The sequence below is a fragment of the Martinezella lusitana genome (assembly GCF_014207095.1).
Taxonomy (GTDB): Bacteria; Pseudomonadota; Alphaproteobacteria; order Rhizobiales; family Rhizobiaceae; genus Rhizobium; species Rhizobium lusitanum_B.
This window is the reverse complement of the sequence record NZ_JACHBG010000005.1, coordinates 152572-178765: the sequence shown is the minus strand read 5'-3', so window position 1 is coordinate 178765 and position 26194 is coordinate 152572. Positions and strand designations below refer to the sequence as shown.

Below are 26194 nucleotides of genomic sequence, written 5' to 3'. Positions count from 1 at the left end.
CGCGAGGACGAGGCGTTTTTCATACAAGCTACGGGCTTGAAGCTCAGTCCTTGGCGCGCTCAACGTAGGAATTGTCTTCCGTGGCGATGACGACGCGGGTGCCGGCGTTGATGTGCGGCGGCACCAGGGTGCGGATGCCGTTCGACAGCATGGCGGGCTTGTAGGAAGAGGATGCCGTCTGGCCCTTGACGACCGGCTCGGTCTCGGTGATTTCGAGCGTGACGTGGCGCGGTAGTTCGAGCGCCAGCGGGATGCCTTCGTGGATCGACAGGATGCAGGTCATGCCTTCCTGCAGGTAGGCCTTCTGGTCGCCCATGGTGTCGACATCGACGACGACCTGGTCGTAGGTGGCCGGGTTCATGAAGTGGAAGCCTTCGCCGTCTTCATAGAGATACTGGAAGTTCACGTCTTCGACGAAGGCGCGCTCGACCTGCTCGGTGGTGCGCCAGCGCTCGGAAACCTTCACGCCATCGACGATGCGGCGCATGTCGACCTGGGTGACTGGGGTGCCTTTGCCCGGATGAAAGTTCGCGGCGGTGAGAACGACGTAGAGCTTGCCGTCGACGTCGAGAACGTTGCCCTTGCGGACCGAAGAGGCGATGACCTTGACCATAAGACTTCCTTGTAACGCTGCGCTTTGCGTCGTAGAGGGACTGTCTAAATGCTCTCCGAGACGCAGCAATTGTTTGCTTGGGGGCGCAACTACCCTAAATCAATGGAAATTGCCACCCCCAACGCGGCTTGCGCCCCGAAGAAAGCTAGGAATGAAGCCAACGACGAGCAAAGCGTCCCCCTGGTGGACCCGCAATGTCCATGCGGACCGGCGGCCATTCCTGATCGGCCGCAATGCGATCCAGGCGGCGATGCGCGTGTTCTTTGCAAGCAACGATTTCATCGAGGTCGATACGGCGACGCTGCAGGTGTCGCCGGGCAACGAGGCGCATCTCCATGCTTTCGAGACCGAGGCGTTGACGATCGATGGCCGGGCTTCGCCTCTCTATCTTCACACGTCGCCAGAATTTGCCTGCAAGAAGCTGCTTGCGGCCGGTGAGGAGCGCATCGCCTGCTTTGCCCATGTCTATCGCAACCGTGAGCGCGGCCCCTTGCACCATCCGGAATTCACCATGCTGGAATGGTATCGGGCAGGCGAGAGCTATGAGGCCCTGATGGCCGACTGCTCCGTGCTTTTGGCGCTGGCGGCCGAGACTGTCGGCGCGAAGAAGCTGACCTATCGCGGCGCCGAGACCGATCCGTTCCTGCAGCCCGAGCGCATCAGCGTCGCAGCCGCTTTCGAGCGCTATGCCGGCATCGACCTCTTTGCTTCCATCGGCCTCGACGGTTCGACGGATCGCGAGCGGCTGGCGGCGGATATGCGCAAGAGCGGTATTCGCTTTGCCGACGACGATCTTTGGCAAGATCTCTTCAGCCGGGTGCTGGTCGAGAAGGTCGAGCCTAATCTCGGTTTCGGCCGTGCCACGATCCTCGACGAATATCCTGTCTCCGAGGCAGCACTTGCCCGGCCGTCGGCACGGGATCATCGCGTTGCCGAACGTTTCGAGCTTTATGCCTGCGGCGTCGAGCTTGCCAATGCCTTTGGCGAGCTTACCAATGCCGTCGAGCAGCGCCGCCGGTTCGAGATCGAAATGGTCGAAAAGCAGCGCGTCTACGGCGAGACCTATCCGCTGGACGAGGAGTTCCTGGAGGCGCTTGCCGTCATGCCCGATGCAAGCGGCATCGCGCTCGGCTTCGACCGGCTCGTGATGCTGGCAACCGGCGCCTCGCGCATCGAGCAGGTGCTTTGGGCCCCGGTTGTGGAGTATGACGCATGAACGTGATGCGTCCGGTGAGGAGCGTCGGCGAGCTTGAGCGCGCCGGATTGGTCGATGCGGATCAGGCGATCGCGCTTGAGGCTGTAGCCGAGCGCTATGCCGTGGCCTTGACGCCATCTGTCGTGCGCTTGATCGATCCGGCCGATCCGGCCGATCCCATCGCCCGGCAGTTCGTTCCCGATGTGGCGGAATTAGTCGTCACGCCCGAAGAGCGCGCCGATCCGATCGGCGACCATGCGCATAGCCCGGTCGAAGGTATCGTGCACCGCTATCCGGACCGCGTGCTACTGAAGGCCGTGCATGTCTGCCCGGTCTATTGCCGCTTTTGCTTCCGCCGCGAAATGGTCGGGCCGCAAGGCCTGGGCACGCTGGATGGCGATGCGCTCGACGGCGCCTTTGCCTATATCCGCGACCATAAAGAAATCTGGGAAGTCATTCTGACCGGCGGCGATCCGCTGATTCTTTCGCCGCGGCGACTGGAAGAAATTCTCAGGCAACTTGCCGATATCGATCATGTGAAGATTGTCCGCTTCCACACGCGCGTTCCCGTCGTCGATCCCGCCAAAATCGACGGTGCCTTACTCTCGGCGCTGAAGGCGAGTGGCAAGACCATTTATGTCGCCCTGCATGCCAATCATCCGCGCGAACTGACAGACGAGGCACGAGCTGCCTGCGCTCGACTGGTCGATGCAGGGATCGTGCTCGTCAGCCAATCGGTTCTCCTCAAGGGCGTCAACGACGATCCGGACGTGCTGGCCGCATTGATGAAGGCCTTCGTCGAAACGCGGGTGAAACCCTATTATCTGCATCACCCCGATCTCGCTCCCGGCACCAGCCACTTCCGTTTGACGATCACCGAGGGGCAGGCGATCGTAAAGGCGTTGCGTGGCCGGATTTCCGGCCTTTGCCAGCCGACCTACATCCTCGATATCCCGGGCGGCTACGGCAAGGCGGATATCGGCGGGAGTTCGGTTCGCGCAGTTGGCGAAGGCTGTTATTCTGTTTCGGATTATCGCGGCGGCGAGCATGTTTATCCGCCCGAAGGCTAGAGCCGGCTCTTCCATTCCGTAATTTACTGACGCTATGATTGTTATGAGATTTCCCGAATAAAACGAGACGGCGAGTTGGTGCGTTAACCTTCTTGCATGCGCCGTCTTTCCGCAAAATCGCCAGCACATAATATTGGGATTATTGAATATGTGTGTGCCGGCCGCGGCTTGCTTGGTTTATGCTTGGTAAATTTTTATCAAACAAATGCCGAATATAGAATTATTCTGCAAAGTATAAGTTGGTTGTATTTACCACGTCGATTAGCGGAATGTTCTATTTTGCCTGTTACTTCTTGGCGACAATAAGAGTGCGTAACCACGGTTATGCTTGCAATTGCCAGAAGGGACTAGACTATGAATAAGACGATTCGCGATTTGCTGGCCAAATTCGGTGCGCTTCCCGTTGTTGTCGATCAGATCGAAGACGATGCTGATCTCTATGCGACAGGGCTATCCTCATTTGCCTCTGTTCAGCTGATGCTCGGCATCGAGGAGGCCTTCGACATCGAGTTTCCCGATAATCTGCTGAACCGCAAATCCTTCGCCAGTATCGCTGCGATCGAAAGAACCGTCGGCATGATCCTGGACGGCAGAAAGGTCGCGTGATGACAGCTGCGGTCGCTCGAATTGAGGTTGGGACGGGCGAGGGAGCGGCAGTACGTGCCGTCCGCGTCGCAGCGATCGCCAGCCAACATGCCGATGCCGTCGATGCCGAGGGTCGGTTCCCACGCGAAGCTGTCGACGCCATGCGCGCCGAGAAGCTGCTTTCCATCCAGATCCCCGCGGCATTTGGCGGCGAGGGTGCCACGATCACGGAGATTGCCGAGCTTTGCTCGATCCTTGGTCAAGCTTGCGCCGCCAGCGCCATGGTCTTTGCCATGCATCACATCAAGCTTTCGAGCCTGGTCGAGCATGGTGACGAAAGCGAATGGCACCGCGACTTCATGCGCCGCATCGCAAGCGAGCAGCTGCTTCTGGCCTCGGCAACGACCGAGGGTGGGATCGGCGGCAACCTGCGCAACAGCATCTGCGCGATCAAGGTCGAGGGCGATACCTGCTACCTCGAGAAGGATGCGACCGTCATCTCCTATGGCTCCCATGCCGACGCCATCCTGATCACTTCGCGTAGCCATGCCGACGCCGCGTCTTCCGACCAGGTGCTGACCTGCTTCCTTAGGGATCAATACGATATCAAGCGCACGGTCGAGTGGAACACGCTCGGCATGCGCGGCACCTGCTCCGACGGCTTCCTCTTCAAGGGCGAGGCTCCGGCCAAGCAGATCCTGCCGAAGCCGTTTGCCGAGATTGCCGCGCAGTCGATGCTGGCAAGCTCGCATCTGCTTTGGAGCGGTGTCTGGTATGGCATTGCTGCCGACGCTGTTTCCCGCGCCCAGGCTTTCGTGCGTGCCGCTGCCCGCAAGTCTCCCGGGGCACCGCCGCCTGGCGCACTGCGTCTCGCTGAAGCCTCCAGCATGCTGCAGATGGTGAAGTCCAATGTGGTTGCCGGGCTGAAGGCCTATGAAGAGGCCAAGCTCGATGCCGATCGGCTGTCGTCGATGGCCTTTGCCGTGGCAATGAACAACGTCAAGATCGCGTCGTCCGAGATGATCCTGCCGATCATCAACCACGCGATGCTGATCTGCGGCATCATGGGCTACAAGAACGGTACGCCCTACAGCCTCGGCCGCCACCTGCGCGACGCGCACTCGGCGCAATTGATGATCTCGAACGACCGCATCCTCGGCAATACGTCGACGATGTTGCTCGTCCACAAACAAGACACCAGCCTGTTGGGGTAATCGCCATGGATATGCAATCCTCGTTTCTCGACCGTCTTTTCGATTCCGGTCTTCTGATCGACACAGGCGTTGACGGCCTCTACGGCCGCAGCGGCCTGTTCGAAGACGTCATTTCCGCCTTCGAGCGTCTGATCGACAAGTTCGGCGGTGCCGATGGCGCCGAAGCCATCCGCTTTCCGCCCGGCATGAACCGCGCTTTCTTCGAAACAAGCGGCTACATGAAGAGCTTTCCGCAGCTCGCCGGCACGGTGCACAGCTTCTGCGGTAACGAACTCGATCACATGAGCCTGTTGAAGTGCATGGAAGTCGGCGACGACTGGACGAAAGACCAGCAGGCGACCGATATCGTGCTGACGCCGGCTGCCTGCTATCCGCTCTATCCGACGGTTGCCAAGCGCGGCGCCATTTCGGAAAACGGCGCGCTCTACGACCTGCAGTCCTACTGCTTCCGCCACGAGCCCTCCAAGGACCCGGCCCGCCAGCAGCTCTTCCGCATGCGCGAATATGTCTGCATGGGCAGCGAGAAGCATGTGACGGATTTCCGCCAGAGCTGGATGGATCGCGGTGTCGAGATGATGAAGGCCGTCGGTCTCGATGTGACCATCGACGTCGCCAACGACCCGTTCTTCGGCCGCGCCGGCAAGATGCTTGCCAACAACCAGCGCGACCAGAACCTCAAGTTCGAGCTGCTGATCCCGATCACCTCCGTCGCCAAGCCGACCGCCTGCATGAGCTTCAACTACCACCAGGATGCCTTCGGCACCAAATGGGGCCTGAACTTTGCCGATGGCAGCGTCGTGCATACGGCTTGCGTCGGCTTCGGCCTGGAGCGCATCGCGCTGGCGCTGTTCCACACCCACGGTCTCGACGTCAAGGAATGGCCCGAGAGCGTCCGCAAGACGCTGTGGGGCTGATCGCTTCCATGGCCTCTGTGTTTCAGGGACTGGATCCCGCCGCCTACAAGCCACATGCGCTGCACGACAGCGAGCGCATGTGGCCAGAGACGAATTGCTATATCGATCTATGGATCGAGGTGCTTTCGAGCATGAAACTGCCGCCGGAAGCCATGCTCGGCTTCACGGTGACACAGGATTTCGAGGGCGACCAGTTCACCTTCTTCAAGGTGCCGCTCGAGGATCTGGAAGCGCTCTATGGCGTGCGCTGTACCGAACTTGCGATCTACGACAAGGTAGAGAACCATGTCGCCGAGCAGATCGGCCGCGGCCGGCTCTGCCTGGTGGAGATGGATTCCTTCTTCATGCCGGATACTCAAGGGATCGGCTATCGCCGCGAACACGGCAAGACGACGGTGGCAATCAACCGGCTCGACATGGAAGGCCGCACGCTCGATTATTTCCACAATGGCGGCTTCTTCCAGCTGTCCGGCGAGGATTTTGACGGGCTGTTCCAGCTGCATCTGACGGATGAGGATCTGCCCTTCCTGCCCTATACGGAATTTGCGAAATTTCCGGAGAAGGCGCCGGCCGAAGCCGCGATCCGTGAGACGGCACGGCAGCTTCTGTCCTTCCATTTCCGTCGTCGCCCCGGCGCCAATCCGATCCGTGCATTTGCGGAGGTTTTCCCCACGCAGGTGGAAGCGGTCGCCGAACGGCCTTTCGGCTTCTTCCATAAATACGCTTTCAATACGCTGCGTCAGCTCGGCGCCAATTTCGAGCTTGCCGGCAGCCACTTCGACTGGCTCTCTGCCGATTTGGCCAATGCGGCCGGCGAGGCACGGAAAATTTCCGAGACGGCAAAATCGGTGCAGTTCCAGCTGGCCCGCGCCATCACGCGCAAGAAATTCGAGCCGTTGCGTACAGCCCTTGATCCCGCCGCGGATGCGTGGGATGCCATGATGGGCGAGCTCGAACGGAAGCTTTAATCGGCTTCCGTTGGATCGTCCTACGGCTGGGTTATTTCTGAACATATTGGGGCGGGGGCAATCCCTCGAAAATGTCATGGGCGGGCGCTTGGCGGATCTCGGCGGTGGAATGCGGCTGAGCGAGGGATGGAATCTCGTGTTGACGGATGCAGGCACCTGCATCTTGCCGTCAGATGTGCCGCTGACCTCTGGTTTCATTCCGGCACCCGTGCCGGGCACGGTGGCGGAAGCGCTGGAAAAGGCCGGGCGTTTCGACCGGACGAGGTCTCAGCCTCTGCATGACAGCGATGCCTGGTACATTTGCCGCCTGGTGGATACGGAGGCCGGCGAGGCGGTCTTGAGGCTCGAAGGGCTGGCAACGCTTTGCGAAGTCTTCCTCAACGGCCAGCAAATCCTCGTTTCCGAGAGCATGTTCGAAGCCCATGACGTCGACGTCACCTTGCTTGGCGGTGACGAACTGGCGCTTTGCTTCCGCGCCCTGGAGCCGAAGCTTTCGGAAACTGGGCCGCGCGCCCGCTGGCGGCCACAGATGATCACGCCGCAAGGCTTGCGGATGGTGCGCACGACGCTGCTCGGCCATATGCCCGGCTGGTGCCCGGAGGTTCACGCCGTCGGCCCATGGCGGCCGATTTCGCTGCTGCGGCCAAGCGCGCCAGTCATCCGCGATCTCTCCTTGCGGCCGGATTTGCTCGAGAACGGCGAGGGCAGGCTCTATGCCTCGCTTGCGGCCGAGGGTGGTATCAACGAGTTGGTATTGAAATGCGGGGAGACCGAGCAGGCATTCGAGAAGCATGGTGCCGGGCGCTACACCGCAATCCTGAAAATTCCCGATGTGGCGCCCTGGTGGCCGCATACGCATGGCACCTCGCAGCTCCATGATGTCACGCTCATCGTCGATGGCATAGAACACGCGCTTGGGCAGACCGGTTTTCGCCGGCTATCGATCGATCGTGGCACCGATGGCCAGGATTTTGCTTTGATCGTCAATGGCGAGCGGATCTTCTGCCGAGGCGCTGTGTGGACCACGGCGGACATCGTACGTCTGCCCGGCGGTCGCGACGATTATCAGAGCTGGCTGCGGCTGGCGGCTGAGGCCGGCATGAACGTGATCCGCATCGGCGGCACCATGGCCTATGAAACGCCGGACTTCTTCCGCCTCTGCGATGAGCTCGGCTTGATGGTCTGGCAAGACTTCATGTTCGCCAATTTCGACTATCCGAAGAACGACAAGGTGTTCACCGCCCATGTCGAGGCGGAGATTTCACAGCTTCTGAGCCGTACGCGCATGTCGCCATCTCTGGCAGTTCTTTGCGGTGGCAGTGAGATCCACCAGCAGGCGGCGATGATGGGCCTACCGGAACAGTTCTGGAAAAGTCCGATCGTCGAAGAAATCATCCCGCCGCTGGTGCAGTCGCTCCGGCCGGATGTGCCCTATGTGGTCAATTCGCCCTCCGGCGGCCCGATGCCGTTTTCGCCGAATGCGGGCGTCACACATTACTATGGCGTCGGCGCCTATATGCGGCCGCTTGCGGATGCGCGCCGCGCCGATGTCCGGTTTGCCGCCGAGAGCCTGGCTTTCGCGCATGTGCCGCAAGCCCGCACCCTTGGGCAGCATCTGCCGGTCCCCGCAGTCCATAGCCCGCTATGGAAGGAGCGCGTGCCGCGCGATCGCGGCGCATCCTGGGATTTCGAGGATGTGCGCGATCATTATCTTCAGGAGCTTTACGGCTTCGAGCCCAACCGCCTGCGGCGGGAAGATCCGGATCTTTATCTCAACCTTTCCCGCGCCGTGACCGGCGAAGTGGCCGAAGAAACCTATGCCGAATGGCGCCGCCAAGGTTCCGGCTGCAATGGCGCGCTCGTCTGGACGCTGCAGGACCTGCTTCCCGGCGCGGGTTGGGGCGTGATCGACTCGACCAGGGAGCCGAAGCCGGTCTGGTACGGGCTGCGCCGGGCCTTCCGGCCGGTGCAGGTGCTGTTGATGGACGAGGGCACAAACGGTCTCGACGTGCATGTCATCAACGAAAGCGAGGCGGCGCTCGAGCTGACCGTCGAGGTCTCCTGCCTGCGCGATGGCCGTCAGGTCGTCGTCGGTGGCGGCCGCGATCTGGTGCTCGAAGCCCGCAGCAAGCAAAAGATTGCGTGCACTGAACTTTTCGGTGCCTTCTTCGATACGACCTATGCCTTCCGTTTCGGACCTCCGTCGCATGATGTCACGGTCGCGCGGCTGACGTCCTCGGCAACCGGCGCTGCAATCGCTCAGGCCTTTTACTTCCCGCTGGGGCGGAGCAAGGCGTTCCACGATGCCGAGATTGCAGCATTGGCGGTGCAGGAGGGCGAGGATTGGTTTCTTGATCTGAGCACCGACCGTTTTGCGCAATCGGTACAGATCGATCTGGAAGCCTATCGCGCGGAGGATGACTGGTTCCATCTTGCGCCCGGCAACAGACGGCTTCGCCTGTATCGGCGGGAAGGCGTTCCGGCCGATGTCAATCCATCCGGCCAGATCCGTTCCATCGGCAGCCGGCGGATCGTCGAGGTGTGAGAAGGTGTGGAGGTCTATCTCGCCCCTGGCGGGCGAGAAAGTAAAAACTTAGGATTTGGCGGGGCTTGTCCCTGGTCTAATTCTTAGTTTTACAAGAGCGGGGGTAGGCAGGGGCGCAAGAAAGCGCCCCCTCTCTTGCAATTTCAATGGCTTAGAAATTGCGCCAGACTTTTGAATGTGAAGCGAATCCGGTGACGCAATTCCTAAACCAGTGAAATTGCTTTCTCGCCCGCCAGGGGCGAGATAACCCCAAAATCACCGCCAACTCCGATTACAAAGTCACCCCATCCGGGCCAAACAGATGGCAGCGTTCGGGATCGATGTGGATGCTGACGGTTTCGCCGGCGCGGATGCTTTGCTGATCTTCCAGCGCGACCGTCAGTGCCTGGCCGCCATGTAGCGTGACATAGAGGATCGTCTGGCCGCCGAGGTGCTCGACGAGGTCGACGTTGGCATTGCCGAGCCCTACGCCACGGTCACCGACATTCAGATGTTCCGGGCGCGCACCGAGGGTGACGGGCTGCCCGGGCTGGAGACCGCCCAGCCGGCGCGGCAGGCGCACCGTCTGGCCGGCGAGATCGATGACGGCGGAACCGTCATCGGAAGCGACGATCTTTGCGTCGAGGAAGTTCATTTTCGGCGAGCCGATGAAGCCGGCGACGAACTTGTTCTTCGGCTTGTTGTAGAGGTCGAGGGGAGCGCCGACCTGCTCGATCTTGCCGCCATTCAGCACGACGATCTTGTCGGCCATGGTCATGGCCTCGGTCTGGTCGTGGGTGACGTAGATCATGGTATTGCCGAGTCGCTGGTGCAGGCGGGCGATCTCGACGCGCATCTGCACGCGCAGTTCTGCATCGAGGTTCGAGAGTGGCTCGTCGAACAGAAAGATGTTGGGCTCGCGCACGATGGCGCGGCCGATGGCGACGCGCTGGCGCTGGCCGCCGGAAAGCTGCTTCGGCTTGCGCTGCAGCAACTGCGTGATCTGCAGAACCTCGGCCGCCTTTTCGACACGCGGCTGGATCTCATGCTTCTTCATGCCGGCGGTTTCGAGTCCGAAGGCGAGGTTCTTGTAGACGGTCATATGCGGGTAGAGCGCATAGGACTGGAAGACCATGGCGATGCCGCGCTTGGAGGCAGGGACATCGTTCATACGGCTGCCGTCGAGATAGAGCCCGCCGCCGGAAATCGGCTCGAGACCTGCGATCATGCGTAGCAGCGTGGACTTGCCGCAGCCGGATGGGCCGACGAAAACGGTGAATTCTCCCGGCTCGATCTCAAGGTCGATCCCGTGAACCACCTGAAGCTCGCCATAGCGCTTGATAACCTTCTGCAGCGATACGCTTGTCGCCATGGGCGCTTCCTCCTTGTTGGTTCTAGTGGCTCGCGGGGCAACGCTCATGCCGGCCTCCAGCTCTTGTATTTCTTCGCTTCCGGCCCGACGGGGAAGCGGACTTCGGTGCGTGTTTCCGAGGATTCATAGAATGCGGTGACCAGTTCCAGCGCCTGGCGGGCATCGGCAGAAGTTACCGGTAACGGGCCACCGGAGACCAGCGCTTCGTGAAACAGCTTCATCTGCGTGTTGAAGCGGATCGGGATCGGCGTCCAGTCGGCGAGCAGCGCATCGATCTTGGCGGCAACCTCGTCATTGGCAGGAACGATCTTCCAGGGATCCTGGCCCGGGCTGTAGGGCTCGTGATTGCTCTCGATCAGGACGTTTTCGAAGCAGAGGCGCAGGCGGCTGATCTGCTCCTGCGAGCCGAGTGTGGCGCTGATGGTGGCGAGCGCGCCGTTTTCCATCAGTAGGCTGGCGCTGGCGCAATCCTCCACCTCTATATCGTTGACCCGGGTGGTGACGCGGCCGAAGAGCCCTGCGATCGGCCCCATCAGATAGGTCAGCATGTCGTGCAGGTGGATGGAGTGCGTCATGAGAACACCGCCGAGCTCGGTCTCCCACTTGCCGCGCCAGGGCACCGCGTAATAGTCGGCGCCGCGCACCCAATGCGTTTCCGACGTCGCGACATAGGGCTTGCCGGCGATGCCTGAAGCGATGATGCGCTTGGCCTTCTGGATGCCGTCGCCATAGCGATACTGGAAGATCGGCATCAGCCGGCCCTTGGCCGTCTTTTCGGCGGCGATGACGGCATCGACATCGGCGAGCGATCCCACAAGTGGCTTTTCGCAGACTACATGCTTGCCGGCCGCAAGCGCCTGCATGATGAGCTGGAAATGCGAACCGGGCGGCGTGCAGATATCGATGATGTCGATATCGGGCATGTTCAGGACTTCGGAGAAATCCTTAAGGCGCTTGCCGACACCGAATTCGTCGCCGACCGCGTTCAGGCGCTCCTCGTTTAGATCGCAGAGAGCGGCAACTTCGAAACGATCAGAGTGAGGCAGATAGCCTTCGACGATGTGGGAGCGGCCGATGCCGAGACCGATGATCGCGACTTTCTTGATGTCGGACATAACGCAATTACCTCTGCATGTTCTTGAGCGACGTTGCTTCGGCGAGAGCCTGCGCCTTCAGCGCCAGCTCCATGGCCTTGAAGCAATGTTCCTGGCCCATCGCCGTTTCGGTGCGGTCGCGGATGTCGGCGGCCAATTGCCGGCCATAGGGCAGGTCGAAGCCGGTGCAGTCGACATGCTGCATGCCCTTGCGGTCGGTGAGGAAGAGATGATCGGCGCCGGGCCGGCCGGCGACGTCGATGTATTTGCGCAGCTCGATCGTGCCTTCGGTGCCGACGATAAAGAGGCGGCCGTCGCCCCAGGTGGAAAGGCCATCCGGCGTGAACCAGTCGACACGGACATAGCCTGTCACGTCAGGCGTGCGCAGGTGAAAATCGCCATAGTCCTGCAGGCCGGGCGTATCGGGGTTGGCGCGGTTGGACACCGTCGCCGACAGCACCTCGGCTTCGAGCGAGCCGGCAAAGAACAGGAACTGCTCGCATTGATGCGAGGCGATGTCGGTGATGATACCGCCATAGCGCTTGCGGTCGAAGAACCAGTCCGGCCGGGTCGGCTTGCGCAGCCGGTGCGGGCCAAGGCCGGTCGTGTGGATGACCTTGCCGATGGCGCCGGCCTTGACCAGTTCGCCGGCCTTGACCGTCGAAGCCGTCTCGAAATGTTCGGAATAGAGAATGGAGACGATGCGCTTGGTCTCGGCCTGTACGTTTCGGACTTCGGCGAGCTGATCCAGCGTCACCATGCCAGGCTTGTCGAGCATCACGTCCTTGCCGTGGCGCATGGCCTCGATGGCAAGGCCTGACCGTTCGCTGGAAATCGCGGCGCTGACGATCAGCGCGATGGAGCTGTCCTCCAGGATTTCCCGCTTGTCGGCGACGCGTTTCGCTTGCGGAAAGCGCCCGGCGAAGATAGCGGCGAGGTCGTCCTCCACGGCATGGAAGGCGACGAGTTCGGCGCCGGCCCGCAGCATAACGTTGACCTGGCCGTAGATATGATCGTGATTGAGGCCGATGGCGGCAAAGCGCGGCGCGCTCATGCGACATTTCCTTTCAGTGAGTTTCCTTGATTGCAATCCCAAATCTCGGGTGTTCGGGACTGCAGAGTTTATAATCAGCGTTTGAGGCCGGCGGTCGCGATGCCGTCGATCAGCAACCTCTGGAAGAAGAGGAAGATCAGGAAGACCGGGATCAGCGACAGGCTCGACATGGCGAAGAGGCTGCTCCAGTCGGAGCTTCCGGTGGAGTCGACGAAGGAGCGCAAGCCGAGCTGCACCGTGTAGGTATTGATATCGGAGAGATAGATCAGCGGTCCGAAGAAGTCGTCCCAGGTCCAGATGAAGGAGAAGATGGCGGCGGTTGCCAAAACCGGCAGCGACAGGGGCAGCATGATGCGCCAGTAGATGCGCCATGCGCTGCAGCCGTCCATCATGGCCGCCTCGTCCAGCTCGCGCGGGATGCCGCGGAAGAACTGCACCATCAGGAAGATGAAGAAAGCGTCAACCGCAAGGAATTTCGGCACGACGAGCGGCAGCATCGTCTTCACCCAGCCGAGCTTCAGGAAGAGGATATATTGCGGGATCAGCGTGACGTGATAGGGCAGCATCAGCGTGCCGAGCATCAGCGCGAACCAGAAATTCTTGCCCCAGAAATTCAGCCGGGCGAAGGCATAGGCCGCCAGCGAGCAGGAAATCACGTTGCCGATGACCGAAAGCACGGCGATGACAGCGGAGTTCCAGACGAATTTGCCGAAGGTGACCTGGCCGCCGAACCAGCCGCGGGCATAGGCGCTGAAATCGAATTGCGACGGGATCAGCGATGCCGTGCCGAAGATTTCGTTCTGGTCCTTGATCGAACCGGAAAGCATCCACAACAGCGGATAGAGCATCACGATCGACGCTGCGATCAGAGCGACGTGGATGAGGACGGAGAGGAACCACGGGCGCTCGCGCGGCGGCTTCATGTCCTCGGCAAAATGGGTGAGCTTCGCGTCAGTCATCGTAGTGGACCCAATAACGAGCGGAGAGGAAGGAGAAGGTGGTGAAGATGGCGATGATGATCACCAAGACCCAGGCGAGTGCTGCGGCATAGCCCATGCGGAAATAGCCGAAGGCTTCCTGATAGAGATAGAGCGTATAGAACAGCGTCGAGTCGATCGGTCCGCCGGTGCCGGAGGAAATCACGTAAGCCGGCGTGAAGGCCTTGAAGGCGTCGATCGTCTGCACCACGGCGTTGAAGAAGATCACCGGCGTCAGAAGCGGCAGGGTGATCTTGAAGAAGATCCGCACTTTCGAGGCTCCGTCGAGGCTGGCTGCCTCATAGAGATCGGTCGGGATCTGGCGCAGGCCGGCGAGGAAGATGATCATCGGCGAGCCGAACTGCCAGATGGCGAGGATCACCAGTGTGTAGAGCGAATAATCCGGGTTGGAGATCCAGCTCGGTCCGTTGATGCCGAAGACATACCAGAGCAGGGTGTTGACGATGCCGTCGGCATCGAAGATCTGCCGCCACAGCACCGCGATCGCGACGCTGGAGCCGAGCAGAGACGGCAGGTAGAAAATGGCGCGGTAGACCGGCAGGCCCTTGATGCCACGATTGAGCAGCAGCGCCACCAGCAGCGCGAATGTGAGCTTCAGCGGTACGGAGCAGACGACGTAGAACAGCGTCACCTTCATCGACGACAGGAACTTGTCGTCCGCCGTCGCGATCCGCACATAGTTGTCGATGCCGACAAGGTTTGGCGACTGCAGCAGATTATAGTCGGTAAAGGAAAGATAGAGAGAGGCAATCGCCGGCCCCAGCGTCAAACCGAAGAAGCCGATAAACCAAGGCAGAAGGAAGAGATAGCCGGGTGCGTTGCGCGCGAAGGCGCCCGGCGCCTTGTAGGCGGTTTCCACGCGCAGCGGCGCGCGCGCGCCGACAGCCATGCCGCCGGCAACGCTCTTGCTGTTTGTACCCACGGTATCAGCCTCGCGTAATGTTTGCTGCTGCCTGTTCGGCGAACTTCGTTCCAGCGTCCTGCGCGCTGGTTTTGCCGAAAGCCACTTCCTCGGCGATCTTCTTCAGCAGGAATGAGTTCTCGCCGGCGCCGTTCGGCGGCGATGGCGGCAGTGGTCCGACATGCGGCGTCAGCCGGCCGATATAATCGACGACCTGCTTGCTGACAGCATCCAGACCCGGGGTCAGGAGATCGCGGATTTTCGGGGAGGCGGGGACGCCGCGCTCAAGACCAAGCGTCTTGGTGCCTTCCGGATCCTCCACCAGATAATTGACGAAGGCGACTGCGGCATCCTTGTTCGGCGAGGTTGCCGAAACAGACATCAGCATCGAAGGTTTCAGATACTGGCCGGGTTTGCTGTCCGGGCCTGCGACCGGATAGGAGACGATCTCGAGCTTTTCCTTGACCAGGCCCTGAATGGCAACGAACTGGTTTGAATGGGCGTAGCTGATCGCGGCTTTCTTGGTCACGAGCATGTCGGTCTCAAGGGTCAGCTGGTCGAGCGCCTGGACATCAGCCGGCACGCAGGCGCCGCTTTTGCGCATATGGCCCCACAAATCGAACCAGTCGGTTGCGTCCTTGGCTTCGAAGGCGAGCTTGCCGTCTGCGGTATAGAGTGCCTTGCCGCGCTGGCGCAGCCAGCATTCGAAAGCCGGTTCATTGCCGCTCGCATCGCCAGTGCCGTAGAATCCGCGCCGCTTCTTGGCTGCTGTTACCTTGGCGCAGGCGTCGCCGATCTGCTCCCACGTCATGGCATCATGCGGTGGCTCAACGCCGGCTTCGGTCCACGCGGCCGAGTTGACGACGACCATGAAGGAATTCACGCCGAGGCTGACACCGTAGATCTTGTTGTCGACCTTGCCGGAATCGATGTTGGCGGCGCCGAAATCCTCAATCGCCAGGCTCTTGCCGAGATAGGGCGTCATGTCGAGCAGCGCGCCGCGGCGGGCATATTCGAAGATGTAGCGATAATCCATCTGGATGAGATCGGGCGCATTGCCGCCGCCAGTCTGTGTGGCGAGGCGCGTCCAGTAGCTGTCCCACCCGAAGGATTCGCCGGCGATGGTGATGTCAGGGTTCTTGGCCTGATAGGCCTTCACCGCTGCAAAAGTCCGGTCGGCACGCTCCTTTGAACCCCACCAAAGAAGGCGCATCGCTGTTGCCGCATTGGCGCGGGAAAGTCCCAAACTGCTGAAGGCAAGCGTCGCTGCCATACTGGCAAGCAACTGCCGGCGGTCGATCGTCAACGTCATCCTGGTCTCCTCCCCAGCGAACCGATGATTTACGAACTGCTTTGCATGATATAACTATTTGGTTACAAGTTGGATAGAAACGCGACCGCTGTCAAGCGCCAATCGCATTGCAGTCAAAACGGGGCCGTAACGGGACCTGTCGAAACCGGCAGGGTTCATCGCTGAAGGCACCAGCCTGGAAGGAGATCGTCCATGGCGGCCAGGGCGAGACAACAGACTGAAAATAAAGCGCAAATGGATGCCGACAAGGGTGCAGAAAAGCGGCCGAAGAAGGTTTCTCGCAATCCGCAGCGCACGCATGCGACGATCCTCGATGCGGCCACGGAAGAGTTTGCAGCGCATGGCTTCGGCGGTGCTCGCGTGGATGCGATCGCAGCGCGCGCGCAGACCAACAAGCGCATGCTCTACCACTATTTCGGCGACAAGGAGGGGCTCTATCTCGCCGTGCTGGAGGCGACCTACGCGACGATCCGCAACGCCGAAAAACAGCTCGATCTTGCGCGTCGTCATCCGGAAGAAGGGATGCGCGAGCTTGCCCTGTTCACCTGGCGGCACTTTCTCGCGCATCCGGAGTTTCTGAGCCTGCTCGCCACCGAAAACCTGCATCAGGCGCACTATCTGCGGCGTTCCGAAAAAGTTTCGGTCATGCATTCCCATCTCATCGACGAACTTTCGGATGTGCTGCGCCGAGGCGAAGCGCTCGGCATTTTCCGGCCGGCCGTCGACCCGATTTCCGTCTATCTCACCATTGCAGCACTCGGCTTCTTCTATCTGTCGAACCGTCATACGCTGTCGACGATTTTTGCGCGCAAGCTGACTGCGCCGGACGCGCTCAATGCCTGGGGCGAGCACATCGTCGCGGTCACGCTGGCCTCGATCCGGGTGTAGTGCCCGGCAGTGTGGGCTTTTGGCAGTATCGAGAAATTTTTAAAAGGTGATTGACAAAGCTGGAGTTATCGCGCGATCTTGTAACTATATGGTTACATTTCTTAGGCGGGCAAGCATTTGCTTTTCCTGATTCCGGAGGGAAAAGGGAGCGGAGGAAATTGCGTGAAGCGTATTGGCTGCAATGCGAAGCGGCTGGAGATTTGAAGAACCACTTCTGCAACGAACGAATGGCCCCTCACCCTAACCCTCTCCCCGTTGGGACGGGGAGAGGGGACGACAGAGTAACCCAGCTCGCTGTCGCCGGTTTCGAACTGGTCATGGACTTGAAGACTCCCTCTCCTCGCTTGCGGGGAGAGGGCTGGGGTGAGGGGCCATGCACGCCAGTAGCCCAGGTACACAGACCTGCCTGACAATCACGGGAGCCACCTGCCATCATGACCGAACTATTGAACATCAGGCTTGTCGAGGCCGAGACATTTGAGCGCCCGGTCAAGCTGCGGCTGCCCTTCCGTTTCGGAGCGGCGACCTTGCGCGAGGCGCGGCAGATTTTTCTGCGCGTGCGCATCGAAGACGCGCGGGGACGCTCTGCCGAGGGGATGGCGGCCGAGCTGATGGTGCCGAAGTGGTTCGACAAATCGCCCGAGCTTTCCAATGCCGACAATGAAAACCAGCTGCGCCGTTCGTTGGCGCTGGCACTCGATGCGCTAAGCGGTGCGGGGACGGGAACGGCTTTCGGCCTGCACTCGGCCGTCGAAGTCTCGCATCATGCGCGGGCGGCGGCTGAGAAGCTGAACGGCCTGGTCGCCTCTTTCGGCCTGGCGCTTGCAAACCGGGCCATCCTCGATGCGCTCTGCCGGCTGGAAGGCTTGGCGGTTGCGCAGGCGATCAAGGCCAACCGCCCCGGCATCGATGCGTCCACGACACGTGACCTCGCAGGCTTCGACCTCTCTGGCTTTCTGGCGGGTTTGGAGCCGGCTGCGAGCCTTGCTGCCCGCCATACGGTTGGACTTGTCGATGCCATCGTGTCCGGCGATATTCCGGCAAGCGAGCGCCTGAATGACGGGTTGCCGGAGAGCTTCGAGGAGGCGATCGATGCCTATGGCCTGACGTTCTTCAAGGTCAAGGTTTCCGGCGTTGCCGATGCCGATATCGACCGCCTCTGCCGCGTCGCTGCCGTCATGGATGCCAAGGTTCCGGCCTACTCCGTGACGCTTGACGGCAATGAGCAGTTTTCATCCGCCGAGGCGGTTGCCGATCTGCTGGCCCGGGTGAAGGAGGAGCCGAGACTGGCACGCTTTGCCGGTTCTATCCTCTTCGTCGAGCAGCCGATTGCCCGCGCCCATGCCTTTGGGATGCCGGTCAAGGCGCTTGCCGGTTTCAAGCCGGTAGAAATCGACGAATCCGACGCCGATATCGATGCGTTCGTCACGGCGAGGGCGCTCGGCTATACCGGGATCTCCTCGAAATCGTGCAAAGGGTTCTATCGCTCGCTATTGAACCGGGCGCGCGTTGCCAAGTGGAGTGCTGAGGATGGCATTCCCTATTTCATGTCGGCGGAGGACCTGACCACGCAGGGTGGCCTTGCCGTGCAGCAGGATCTGGCGCTCGCCTCGCTAATCGGCATGACGCATATCGAGCGCAACGGGCATCACTATGTCGACGGCATGGCCGGCGCGCCTGAAGCCGAGCAGGAGGCTTTTGCTAAGGCTCATTCCGATCTCTATCGCGTCAGCAATGGCCGCACGCGGCTGCGGATCGAGGCCGGGCAGCTTGCCATCGGCTCTGTTATTCACGCCATTGGTCTTGGTTCTTCGGTTGCACCGGATTGGACCGCGATGGAGAGGTCATCGGCGTAGGATTTCGGTCACAGCCATAGGGGCTTTGACCAAATATCTGATCGTGCCCAGCCCCTCACCCCAACCCTCTCCCCCGCGAGCGGGGAGAGGGTTGGGGTGAGGGGCATGTCGCCGAGATAAATTCAGGCCGGGAGGCCTCATATTGCCATTTGCAGACTCTGGAGGAAGAGATATGCGGTCGTCATCGAAGAAACGTTATGCTCTGGTCGGCACGGGAAACCGTGGTGCGACCATGTGGGGCAAGGAGTTGGTCGAGGGCTGGAGTGATGAGGTCGAGCTTGTCGCCGTCTGCGATCTCAATGCCATGCGCGCGAAGCGGGCGCTGGAATATATCGGCGCATCGGTGCCTGTTTATACCGACTTCGACGCGCTGCTGCGGACGGAAAAGCCGGATCTCGTCATCGTCTGCACCCGCGATTCCACCCATGACGATCTGATCGTCAAGGCGATGGAGGCGGGGGCCAATGTCATCAGCGAAAAGCCGATGACGACGACCGTCGACAAGATCAAGCGCATCCTCGATGTCGAGGCGCGTACCGGCAAGCGGCTGGATATTTCCTTCAATTACCGTTTTGCGCCGACCTCGGCGAAGATCAAGGAGTTGATCAATTCCGGCGTCATCGGCGACGTCACGTCCGTCGATTTCCATTGGTATCTCGACACCAGCCATGGCGCCGACTATTTCCGCCGCTGGCATGCCTTCACGGAAAATTCAGGCAGCCTCTTCGTTCACAAGGCGACACACCATTTTGATCTTCTGAACTGGTATCTGGATTCCGACCCGGAAACGGTCGCCGCCTTTGCCGATCTCAAGCATTACGGCCGCAAGGGACCGTTCCGCGGCGAGCGCTGTCGTACCTGTCGGTATAAGGACGAGTGCAACTATTATCTCGACATCAGCGCCACGCCGCTGCTCGAAAGCCTCTACGAGGATCCGTCGACCGTCGACGGCTATGTGCGCGACGCCTGCGTCTTCCGCGAGGATATCGATATCCCCGATACGATGGTCGCCTCGATCCGCTATCGCAACGGCGTCAACGTCTCCTATTCCCTCAATACCTATATGCCGATCGAGGGACATCATATCGCCTTCAATGGCCATAAGGGGCGCATCGAGCTGCGCCAATACGAGAAGCAGAAGTGGACGACGCCACCTGCCGACGAGATCGTCGTCATGAAGAACTTCGGCGATGTCGAGCGCATCTGGGTGCCGCATTCGTCCGGCGGACATTATGGCGGCGACGACCGGCTGCGCGACATGCTGCTACGCTCGGGGCCGAACGATGAGCTCAAGCAGCGTGCGGGATCGCGCGCGGGGGCAATGTCGGTCTTGTGTGGCATCGCTGCCTTGCAGAGCAGCCGCACGGGCCAGCAAGTATCCGTCGCCGATATATGGGGCGCGGATGGTGGCCTCAATCTGCTGGAGCTGCGGCCTTAAGGTCGCGGCTCATCGATCTCAGGGGAGCTTTGTCCTGAAGGCGTCGGGATCAGCTGCAGCGGGGAAGCTGCTGCGCATAGATTCTCGTCATGCCGTTGAAGCGCTTGGCGCCGGCCAGCGCGGTCGAATTGCCGCGCCATGATCCCTGCAGATAGCCCTTCGCGCCTGAATAATAGGCGAGATACAGACTGTAGGAATCGTTCAGCGGAATACCGGTCTGCAGGTGCGTCTGGTAGTGATACCAGCCGACGAAATCGATGGCATCGGCGAAATCGGTGCGGCTTGCGCCCCAGTTGCCCGTTTCGCGCTTGTATTTGTCCCAGGTGCCGTCGAGCGCCTGCGAATAGCCATAGGCCGTCGTCGGGCGCTTCCAGGGAATGAAGCCGAGCAGGTAGCGCCTCGGCGGGCGGGCGCGCGGCCGGAAGCCGGATTCGGTGTAGATGGTTGCCATCAGGATGGGTACGGGCACGCCGTATTTGCGCTGCGTGCGGTCGGCGGCTCGCTGCCAGTTGTTGAACCAGCCGTCGCGCTGATCGAAGATCGCGCAGATGTTGCGGGTATGATGGGGTGCGGTCGCACAGCCCGCGAGCACGCCGAGCAGCATTACGGCCAGAATGGAAATGACGCGGGTACGCATTACTAGAACCTCTTTACTCAAGAGATTGCTAGCGCGGAATGATTAAAAACGGGTTGTTCGCCTGTGCCGAAATGGGGCGATTTCAGGGAGTTTTCGTGGATCTGCTGCGGCGCGTCATGCCATGCGCGCCATATCCTCGCGGCGGATTTCGTAGAGCAACGGTTTGCCTTCGATGAAGCGAATGGCTTCGTCGACCGCCATCTCGCCGAGGCGGGTCCGTTCCAACCCGACGGCGCCGGCAATATGCGGCGTCAGGAAGACATTCGGCAGGTCATAGAAGGCCGAAGCGGCCTCCGGAATTTCCGGATCGGTAACGTCGATGATCGCGTCGATACGGCCGGTCTTAAGTACAGCGATCAAAGCCGCTTCATCGACCAAGGCGCCGCGCGCCGTGTTGATGAAGGTCGCTCCTTCCTTCATTAGCGAAAGGCGGTGCGCGTCGATCATGTGTCGCGTTGCGGGCAAGGACGGCGCATGCAGCGAAACGATGTCGGCCGATGCCATCAAGCCGTCCAGTTCAGTCTTGTCGACACCCATTTGGGCGGCTTCTGCGTCGCTGACCATGGGGTCGTAAAGCAGGACGCGATAGTTGAAGGGCGACAGAAGCTCGATCACCCGGCGACCGATCCGCGAGGCGCCGATGATGCCCACCGTGCGGCGATAGTTGCCGATGGCGTCCGCCTGCATCGCCAATGTCCGCGCGCGATTGCGGTCGGCAACGTAAAAGTAACGGAATTGAAAGACTTTCTTGCCGGCGAAGATGATGGCGGCAAGCGTAAATTCGGCAACCGGCAGTGCATTGGCTTGCGCCGCGTGGCTGACCGATATGCCCCGATCGAACAGGCTTTTCCCGAGCAGACCCTTCACCGTGCCGGCGGCATGGACGACTAGCTTCAGATGCGGTGCGCGCGCCAGTGCGGCAACATCTATCGTCGGAGCGCCCCAGCCGGTGATCAGGATCTCGGTTTCTGCCAGAAGCTTCGCCGCGCGCTCGTCGTCGAAGCGTTGCATCGGCGCTGCATCGAGCACGCGACCCATAGTATCGAGGCGTTGAATAAGCGTATCCGGAAGGACGTGCTGCGTGCGCGATGGCTGCATGGCAAGGGTGATGGCCGGACGGCGGGAGGCAAGTTGCGTCATGGCAAGCGACCGGGCGCTTCGATGACGCTGACTGTGATGCCCTTATTCTGAACAAAGGCGCGCAGGGCATCGATGTCGGGTTTGGCCGGTGGTCTGGTCCAGGCGTGATCGACAGTTGCGGGATCCTTCTCCGCAAGCACTGCGGAGACGAGAATGGTCTCTCCTGCCGGAATAGTGCCGCGCAGCTGCGGCACAAGCGTCTTGGAAGCGATGAGATTGGTGTTCGGCGGCGCCTTCTGCGCCAAGCCCTCGCGCCTGATCGTCGAGCCGAGGTCGATAATGCCGGTGAAGTCCTTTTCGCCGATGGCGTAAGCAGAGCCGGTTACGCATGAGAGCGTATCGGCTTCGAGATCGCGTCGCGCAATGGCAAAGCCACCTTCCGCCGTCTGCAGCGGTCGCGGCGTGCCGATTCGATGCAGGCGGATATGCCACGGAGCGGCAGGGACGAGCCATGTCTCCACGGTCACATCCGGATAGGGCGACCACTTGGCGTAGAGCGTATCGCCTGCAAGCTTGGCTTCCTCGTTGGTTTCGCGCACACGGTAATGCAGGCCGTCATCGCTGAAGGCGAGGATGCTGTCGAAGGCGCCGCCGGCAAAGATGCGTTCATCGCTTTCGACACTGAAGCCGTAGCGGGCGGAATAGGCGAATTTCGAGTACTTCTCGGCGCCGAAGCGCATCTGCTGGTTTTCCTGGCCGGAAGAGAGCGCTACGACATCGGCCTTGCTGCGCATCAGCACCATGCCGGGGTGCTTTTGCGGGATGATAGCTGGCTCATTCTCCAGCGGTTTTTCTTGTACCGTCCAGAATGGATGCGTTTCGGGGATCGCCAGGGGCAGGAACGCCTTGAAGGCCCAATAGGGCGAGCCGGCGGAATTGTAGTTCTCCGACATCAGCAGATTCGGATAGGCAAAGCCGATCGGCAGCGTGCCGTCGCGATGGGCTATCGGCTTGTCTGCCCACCAGCGTAGGTGCCGGAGGCAAAGGCCCTTGACCTCGCCCCAAGGCAGCGCCTCGACATCGGCAAAGGCGAGCGCCGACCAGAAGCCGGCGCAGGCGAAGCGGTAGGTCAGGCTGCGGCCGAAGGGGATCGTCGCGCCATCGGGCGCGAACCAATGGCGGAAATCCCTTGCGAACAACATTGCACGCTCGCGGTATCGCTCCGAGCGATCGTCGTTGACGAGCTTGGAGTAGATCAGCCCGTAAAAATGCATGGCAAAGGGAATGTAGTGATCGATGCGCCGGACATCGCCGTCGCGATACCAGCCGTCGGCGATGTAGAAGCCGTCGAGTTCGTTCAGGTATCTTTCCGTCAGGCCGCGGTCGAAGGAGGCGCCGAGCCGGTCGAGCGCGATATCGACGAAGATGCGGAAGAATTTCCAATTATTGTCGGCGTAATCGAAAGTGCGGGCGTGCTTGAGATAGGTGATGAGATTGTCGCGCGCGCGCTGATCGAGCGGCTCCCAGATCTTTTCCGGTACGAGGGCGAGCGCGAAGCCGAGGGCTGCGAGTTCGACCATGCGCTGGTCGCGGCCGTTCACCGTTCCCCAATATTCCGGATGTTTGGGGTCGACGCCATTGGCGAGGCCTTCGGCATAGCGGTTCCAATGCCGGAAGTCGCCGCCGCCGGCTCCGAGCGGCGCAAGGCCCCATAGCGGGCGGGCGAAGCCTTCGAGGTCGGCCGCCGCCCGATCGAAATGCGCCCCGGCGCCATCGATGCGGACGCGGGCATTGCCTTCGGAAAAATAGGGCAGCAGCGGATCGAAAAGGTCGGTCAGCGCGCGGCGCATGTCAGCGCGGTTGGCAAGCGGGTTGCCGGCGAGCGGATTGGAGCTGGCGGGGTCGTAGATCATCGGTTCGGCTTTCTCGATCGTTTCCGCGGCGGGATTGGGCTTCAGGTTTCGGGTGGCAGCGTGCCGCCGGCGATGGGTGGAACGCCGTGGCAGACCTGGCGGGCCGGCGCCTCACGATCGCGGAAGCGGGCGATCATCAGGCCGATGGCTTCGCGGCCGAGGGCGGCGCGATCGACGCGCATCGTCGCCAGCCGGGGATTGGTCATCAGGGCACAGGGCAGGTCGTCGAAGCCGACGATGGCGAAATCTTCGGGCACATGCAGGCCCGCCTCGATCGCCGCGTCAAGCACGCCGACGGCGATGAAATCGTTCATGCAGAAGGCAGCGCTATAGCCTTCGCCGGCGGCCAGGATCGCCGCGGTCGTGTCATGGGCTTCCTGGCTGGAGCTGCCGCGGAAATTCATCGGCACGATGCGGCCTTCTGCGCCGTCGACCGAAGCGATCGCTGCCTCGAAACCGCGGATGCGTTCGCGGATCGTCTGGCGATGTGAGCCGGTCAAATGCAGGATACGGCGGTGGCCGGCATCGAGCAGGCGTCGGGTCGCGTTATAAGCGCCGAAGAAATTCGAGGGCGAAACACCATCGAAACGTAGCTTCGGGTCTGTGCCGTTGACGAGCACGGTTGGTGTGCCGCTTGCATCGAGCCACCGGCATAAGTCTTCAGAAGGGTCTATGCCTACGAGAAAGAGGCCTTCGGCGCCGGCGGTTTGCAGATATTCCTTCACCAGCTGCGGCTCCGTCCTCGCCTCACGGACGAGGCGGATATCGAAGCGCATGCCGCGCTCGGTTGCTCCGGCCCGCAAGCCTTCCAGAATGCCCTCGTAGAAGACGCTCAAGCCGCCGGTGACGCTGTCGCTGGCGATCAGCGCCAGGCTGCCGGTTGTTGTCTCCGCCGCCGTTTTCAACGGGTAGCCGAGGTCGCTCGCCACCTTGAAGATATGCTGGCGGATCGTCTCGCTGATGCCGGGCTCATTGGTGAGAACCCGCGACACTGTCGAAACGGAGACGCCGGCCGCGGTGGCAATATCGGCCTGTCTGATGCGTTTGGTGCGAAAATCACTCATATGCAAATGTTATGCAAAATAACGCAAATTTGCAATAGAAAGATTCTTTATTGCACAATGCAATGAAGTTGCATATCTTTGCTGCACTTCATCCGCAGAGGCGTCGAGGAGATCGCCGTGGATGACAACGCAAGAGAAGGAGGAATCTCATGCGCATGAATCGCCGTTCATTCATGATTGGAGCTGCGGGAGCCGCGGCTGGCCTCGCCTTCGGGGGAGGAGCGATGCCGGCTTTCGCCGATGCTACGCAGCTGCGCGCGATGTGGTGGGGCTCGCCCGATCGCGGCAAGCGCACTGTCGCGGTTGCCGAACTGTTTCACAGCAAGAATCCCGATCTTTCCGTTGTCGGCGAAAGTCTCGGCGGCGACGGCTATTGGGCCAAGCTCGCGACAAGCATGGCAAGCCAGAACATTGCCGATATCTTCCAGCTCGAGCCGAGCACCATTTCGGACTATTCGCAGCGTGGCGCCTGCCTTCCGCTCGATCAGTTCGTGCCCTCGACGCTGAAGGTCGATACATTCGGCAAGGACATGCTGAAGCTGACGACTGTCAACGACAAGCTCTATGGCGTCGGCCTCGGCCTCAACTCATTCACGCTTCTCTATGACGAGGAGATCTTCAAGAAAACGGGGCTGACGCCACCCGGTCCGACAACGACCTGGGCTGAATATGCCGATCTCGCCGTCGAGATGACCAAGGCTGCCGGCAAGCGGGCCTATTGGGGCGGTCCCTACGGCGCGCGTTATAACTATGTGCTCGACGCGTGGATGCGCCAGCGTGGCAAAAGCCTCTTCACCAAGGAAGGTGAGCTCGGCTTCAGCGTTGATGACGCCAAGGAATGGTATTCCTACTGGGAAGAGCTGCGCAAGCGCGGTGGCACGGTGCCGCCGGATGTGCAGACGCTCGATCAGAATGTAATCGAAAGCAACTGCCTGGCGCTGGGCAAGTCCGCCATGGGCATGGCCTATTCCAACCAGCTCGTTGGCTATCAGCTCGTGGTCAAGAGCAAGCTGGCGATCACCATGTTGCCGCGTGAAAAGAAGGATGGCCCTTCCGGTCACTATTATCGCCCGGCGTTGATCTGGAGCGTCGGCGCCACGAGCAAGAATGGCGAAGCGTCGGCGAAGTTCATCGATTTCTTCGTCAATGATATCGAGGCCGGCAAGATTCTCGGCGTCGAGCGTGGAGTGCCGATGTCTCCGAGCGTGCGCGCAGCAATCCTGCCGCAGCTCAATCCCACGGAGCAATTGACAGTGAAATATGTCGAGCTGCTGAAAGACCAGGTGGGCGATTATCCACCGCCTGCCCCGATGGGGTCTCAGGAATTCGACGGCAATGTGATGCGCCCCGTTGCCGATCAGCTTGCCTTCGGCAAGATCACAGTCGCGGAAGCCGCGCAGAAGCTGGTGGATGAAGGTAAGGCGAAGCTGAAGCTCAAGAAGAGCTAAGCGGGGTCGATCTAGGTTCTTTGATTTGAGGGGGCGTTAGCGCCCCCTTTTTGAAT

General features: G+C 60.8%; 22 protein-coding genes. 11 read left to right on the top strand and 11 right to left on the bottom strand.

The genetic code is table 11. The features are described 5' to 3' along the window. Positions 1 to 43: 43 nt before the first annotated feature. Positions 44 to 613, bottom strand: coding sequence for an elongation factor P (gene efp / locus GGD46_RS13520; protein WP_184704598.1), 570 nt, complete (start codon positions 611 to 613; stop codon positions 44 to 46). 151 nt (positions 614 to 764) lie between these two features. Between efp and epmA the strand changes: the two genes are divergently transcribed. The 7 genes from epmA (at position 765) to GGD46_RS13485 (ending at position 9104) form a co-directional block, all read left to right on the top strand. Continuing rightward, positions 765 to 1829: an EF-P lysine aminoacylase EpmA gene (gene epmA, locus GGD46_RS13515; RefSeq protein WP_184704596.1), complete on the top strand. Its 1065-nt coding sequence runs from the start codon at positions 765 to 767 to the stop codon at positions 1827 to 1829. Further along, a complete protein-coding gene (locus GGD46_RS13510) occupies positions 1826 to 2878 on the top strand; it encodes a lysine-2,3-aminomutase-like protein (RefSeq protein ID WP_184704594.1) in 1053 nt (350 codons plus the stop codon). The genes epmA and GGD46_RS13510 overlap by 4 nt, the downstream gene beginning before the upstream one ends. Before the next feature lie 354 nt (positions 2879 to 3232). Continuing rightward, complete coding sequence (locus tag GGD46_RS13505; RefSeq protein WP_184704592.1) at positions 3233 to 3484, top strand: acyl carrier protein; 252 nt, start codon at positions 3233 to 3235, stop codon at positions 3482 to 3484. Then, positions 3484 to 4677 (top strand): acyl-CoA dehydrogenase family protein, encoded by a 1194-nt coding sequence (locus GGD46_RS13500; RefSeq protein ID WP_210325555.1) that lies wholly within the window; start codon positions 3484 to 3486, stop codon positions 4675 to 4677. Before GGD46_RS13505 ends, GGD46_RS13500 begins: the two co-directional genes overlap by 1 nt. Before the next feature lie 5 nt (positions 4678 to 4682). Continuing rightward, positions 4683 to 5591 (top strand): amino acid--[acyl-carrier-protein] ligase, encoded by a 909-nt coding sequence (locus GGD46_RS13495; RefSeq protein ID WP_184704590.1) that lies wholly within the window; start codon positions 4683 to 4685, stop codon positions 5589 to 5591. An 8-nt stretch (positions 5592 to 5599) separates the two neighbouring features. Continuing rightward, positions 5600 to 6559, top strand: coding sequence for a DUF1839 family protein (locus tag GGD46_RS13490; RefSeq protein WP_184704588.1), 960 nt, complete (start codon positions 5600 to 5602; stop codon positions 6557 to 6559). 76 nt (positions 6560 to 6635) lie between these two features. Then, complete coding sequence (locus GGD46_RS13485; RefSeq protein WP_184704586.1) at positions 6636 to 9104, top strand: glycoside hydrolase family 2 protein; 2469 nt, start codon at positions 6636 to 6638, stop codon at positions 9102 to 9104. Positions 9105 to 9375: 271 nt separating this feature from the next. Here the strand turns inward: GGD46_RS13485 and GGD46_RS13480 are convergent, their stop codons facing one another. The 6 genes from GGD46_RS13480 to GGD46_RS13455 form a co-directional block, all read right to left on the bottom strand. Further along, positions 9376 to 10455 carry an ABC transporter ATP-binding protein gene (locus tag GGD46_RS13480; protein ID WP_184705027.1) on the bottom strand — a complete coding sequence of 360 codons (1080 nt, stop codon included), beginning with the start codon at positions 10453 to 10455 and terminating at the stop codon, positions 9376 to 9378. 44 nt (positions 10456 to 10499) lie between these two features. Beyond that, the gene (locus GGD46_RS13475) at positions 10500 to 11570 is read right to left on the bottom strand and encodes a Gfo/Idh/MocA family protein (protein WP_184704584.1); all 1071 of its coding nucleotides are present in this window, start codon (positions 11568 to 11570) and stop codon (positions 10500 to 10502) included. 7 nt (positions 11571 to 11577) lie between these two features. Next, a complete protein-coding gene (locus GGD46_RS13470) occupies positions 11578 to 12603 on the bottom strand; it encodes a Gfo/Idh/MocA family protein (RefSeq protein ID WP_184704583.1) in 1026 nt (341 codons plus the stop codon). Positions 12604 to 12677: 74 nt separating this feature from the next. After that, positions 12678 to 13526, bottom strand: a complete 849-nt coding sequence (locus tag GGD46_RS13465; protein WP_246806305.1) for a carbohydrate ABC transporter permease — start codon at positions 13524 to 13526, stop codon at positions 12678 to 12680. A 28-nt stretch (positions 13527 to 13554) separates the two neighbouring features. Continuing rightward, complete coding sequence (locus GGD46_RS13460; protein WP_210325566.1) at positions 13555 to 14490, bottom strand: carbohydrate ABC transporter permease; 936 nt, start codon at positions 14488 to 14490, stop codon at positions 13555 to 13557. Positions 14491 to 14527: 37 nt separating this feature from the next. After that, the gene (locus GGD46_RS13455; protein ID WP_184704577.1) at positions 14528 to 15814 is read right to left on the bottom strand and encodes an ABC transporter substrate-binding protein; all 1287 of its coding nucleotides are present in this window, start codon (positions 15812 to 15814) and stop codon (positions 14528 to 14530) included. A 192-nt stretch (positions 15815 to 16006) separates the two neighbouring features. Between GGD46_RS13455 and GGD46_RS13450 the strand changes: the two genes are divergently transcribed. From GGD46_RS13450 to GGD46_RS13440, 3 genes are all read left to right on the top strand, one after another. Then, positions 16007 to 16702 carry a TetR/AcrR family transcriptional regulator gene (locus GGD46_RS13450; RefSeq protein ID WP_184704575.1) on the top strand — a complete coding sequence of 232 codons (696 nt, stop codon included), beginning with the start codon at positions 16007 to 16009 and terminating at the stop codon, positions 16700 to 16702. A gap of 434 nt (positions 16703 to 17136) precedes the next feature. After that, positions 17137 to 18558, top strand: coding sequence for a mandelate racemase (locus tag GGD46_RS13445; protein ID WP_184704573.1), 1422 nt, complete (start codon positions 17137 to 17139; stop codon positions 18556 to 18558). Positions 18559 to 18730: 172 nt separating this feature from the next. Beyond that, positions 18731 to 19996: a Gfo/Idh/MocA family protein gene (locus GGD46_RS13440; protein WP_184704571.1), complete on the top strand. Its 1266-nt coding sequence runs from the start codon at positions 18731 to 18733 to the stop codon at positions 19994 to 19996. 49 nt (positions 19997 to 20045) lie between these two features. Here the strand turns inward: GGD46_RS13440 and GGD46_RS13435 are convergent, their stop codons facing one another. From GGD46_RS13435 to GGD46_RS13420, 4 genes are all read right to left on the bottom strand, one after another. Beyond that, positions 20046 to 20633, bottom strand: a complete 588-nt coding sequence (locus tag GGD46_RS13435) for a transglycosylase SLT domain-containing protein (RefSeq protein WP_184704569.1) — start codon at positions 20631 to 20633, stop codon at positions 20046 to 20048. A 114-nt stretch (positions 20634 to 20747) separates the two neighbouring features. After that, a complete protein-coding gene (locus GGD46_RS13430) occupies positions 20748 to 21773 on the bottom strand; it encodes a hydroxyacid dehydrogenase (RefSeq protein WP_184704567.1) in 1026 nt (341 codons plus the stop codon). Beyond that, a complete protein-coding gene (locus GGD46_RS13425; protein WP_184704565.1) occupies positions 21770 to 23626 on the bottom strand; it encodes a DUF2264 domain-containing protein in 1857 nt (618 codons plus the stop codon). Before GGD46_RS13425 ends, GGD46_RS13430 begins: the two co-directional genes overlap by 4 nt. A 41-nt stretch (positions 23627 to 23667) precedes the next feature. After that, on the bottom strand, positions 23668 to 24690 hold the full coding sequence (locus GGD46_RS13420; protein WP_184704563.1) for a LacI family DNA-binding transcriptional regulator: 1023 nt from the start codon (positions 24688 to 24690) through the stop codon (positions 23668 to 23670). Positions 24691 to 24839: 149 nt separating this feature from the next. Here GGD46_RS13420 and GGD46_RS13415 point away from each other — a divergent pair, with 149 nt between their 5' ends. After that, a complete protein-coding gene (locus tag GGD46_RS13415; RefSeq protein ID WP_184704561.1) occupies positions 24840 to 26138 on the top strand; it encodes an ABC transporter substrate-binding protein in 1299 nt (432 codons plus the stop codon). The last annotated feature ends 56 nt before the right edge of the window (positions 26139 to 26194 follow it).

Coding starts and splice junctions, on each gene's coding strand:
- efp (WP_184704598.1), bottom strand. CDS start 613: ATGGTCAAGGTCATCGCCTCTTCGGTCCGCAAGGGCAACGTTCTCGAC.
- epmA (WP_184704596.1), top strand. CDS start 765: ATGAAGCCAACGACGAGCAAAGCGTCCCCCTGGTGGACCCGCAATGTC.
- GGD46_RS13510 (WP_184704594.1), top strand. CDS start 1,826: ATGAACGTGATGCGTCCGGTGAGGAGCGTCGGCGAGCTTGAGCGCGCC.
- GGD46_RS13505 (WP_184704592.1), top strand. CDS start 3,233: ATGAATAAGACGATTCGCGATTTGCTGGCCAAATTCGGTGCGCTTCCC.
- GGD46_RS13500 (WP_210325555.1), top strand. CDS start 3,484: ATGACAGCTGCGGTCGCTCGAATTGAGGTTGGGACGGGCGAGGGAGCG.
- GGD46_RS13495 (WP_184704590.1), top strand. CDS start 4,683: ATGGATATGCAATCCTCGTTTCTCGACCGTCTTTTCGATTCCGGTCTT.
- GGD46_RS13490 (WP_184704588.1), top strand. CDS start 5,600: ATGGCCTCTGTGTTTCAGGGACTGGATCCCGCCGCCTACAAGCCACAT.
- GGD46_RS13485 (WP_184704586.1), top strand. CDS start 6,636: ATGGGCGGGCGCTTGGCGGATCTCGGCGGTGGAATGCGGCTGAGCGAG.
- GGD46_RS13480 (WP_184705027.1), bottom strand. CDS start 10,455: ATGGCGACAAGCGTATCGCTGCAGAAGGTTATCAAGCGCTATGGCGAG.
- GGD46_RS13475 (WP_184704584.1), bottom strand. CDS start 11,570: ATGTCCGACATCAAGAAAGTCGCGATCATCGGTCTCGGCATCGGCCGC.
- GGD46_RS13470 (WP_184704583.1), bottom strand. CDS start 12,603: ATGAGCGCGCCGCGCTTTGCCGCCATCGGCCTCAATCACGATCATATC.
- GGD46_RS13465 (WP_246806305.1), bottom strand. CDS start 13,526: ATGAAGCCGCCGCGCGAGCGCCCGTGGTTCCTCTCCGTCCTCATCCAC.
- GGD46_RS13460 (WP_210325566.1), bottom strand. CDS start 14,490: ATGGCTGTCGGCGCGCGCGCGCCGCTGCGCGTGGAAACCGCCTACAAG.
- GGD46_RS13455 (WP_184704577.1), bottom strand. CDS start 15,814: ATGACGTTGACGATCGACCGCCGGCAGTTGCTTGCCAGTATGGCAGCG.
- GGD46_RS13450 (WP_184704575.1), top strand. CDS start 16,007: ATGGCGGCCAGGGCGAGACAACAGACTGAAAATAAAGCGCAAATGGAT.
- GGD46_RS13445 (WP_184704573.1), top strand. CDS start 17,137: ATGACCGAACTATTGAACATCAGGCTTGTCGAGGCCGAGACATTTGAG.
- GGD46_RS13440 (WP_184704571.1), top strand. CDS start 18,731: ATGCGGTCGTCATCGAAGAAACGTTATGCTCTGGTCGGCACGGGAAAC.
- GGD46_RS13435 (WP_184704569.1), bottom strand. CDS start 20,633: ATGCGTACCCGCGTCATTTCCATTCTGGCCGTAATGCTGCTCGGCGTG.
- GGD46_RS13430 (WP_184704567.1), bottom strand. CDS start 21,773: ATGACGCAACTTGCCTCCCGCCGTCCGGCCATCACCCTTGCCATGCAG.
- GGD46_RS13425 (WP_184704565.1), bottom strand. CDS start 23,626: ATGATCTACGACCCCGCCAGCTCCAATCCGCTCGCCGGCAACCCGCTT.
- GGD46_RS13420 (WP_184704563.1), bottom strand. CDS start 24,690: ATGAGTGATTTTCGCACCAAACGCATCAGACAGGCCGATATTGCCACC.
- GGD46_RS13415 (WP_184704561.1), top strand. CDS start 24,840: ATGCGCATGAATCGCCGTTCATTCATGATTGGAGCTGCGGGAGCCGCG.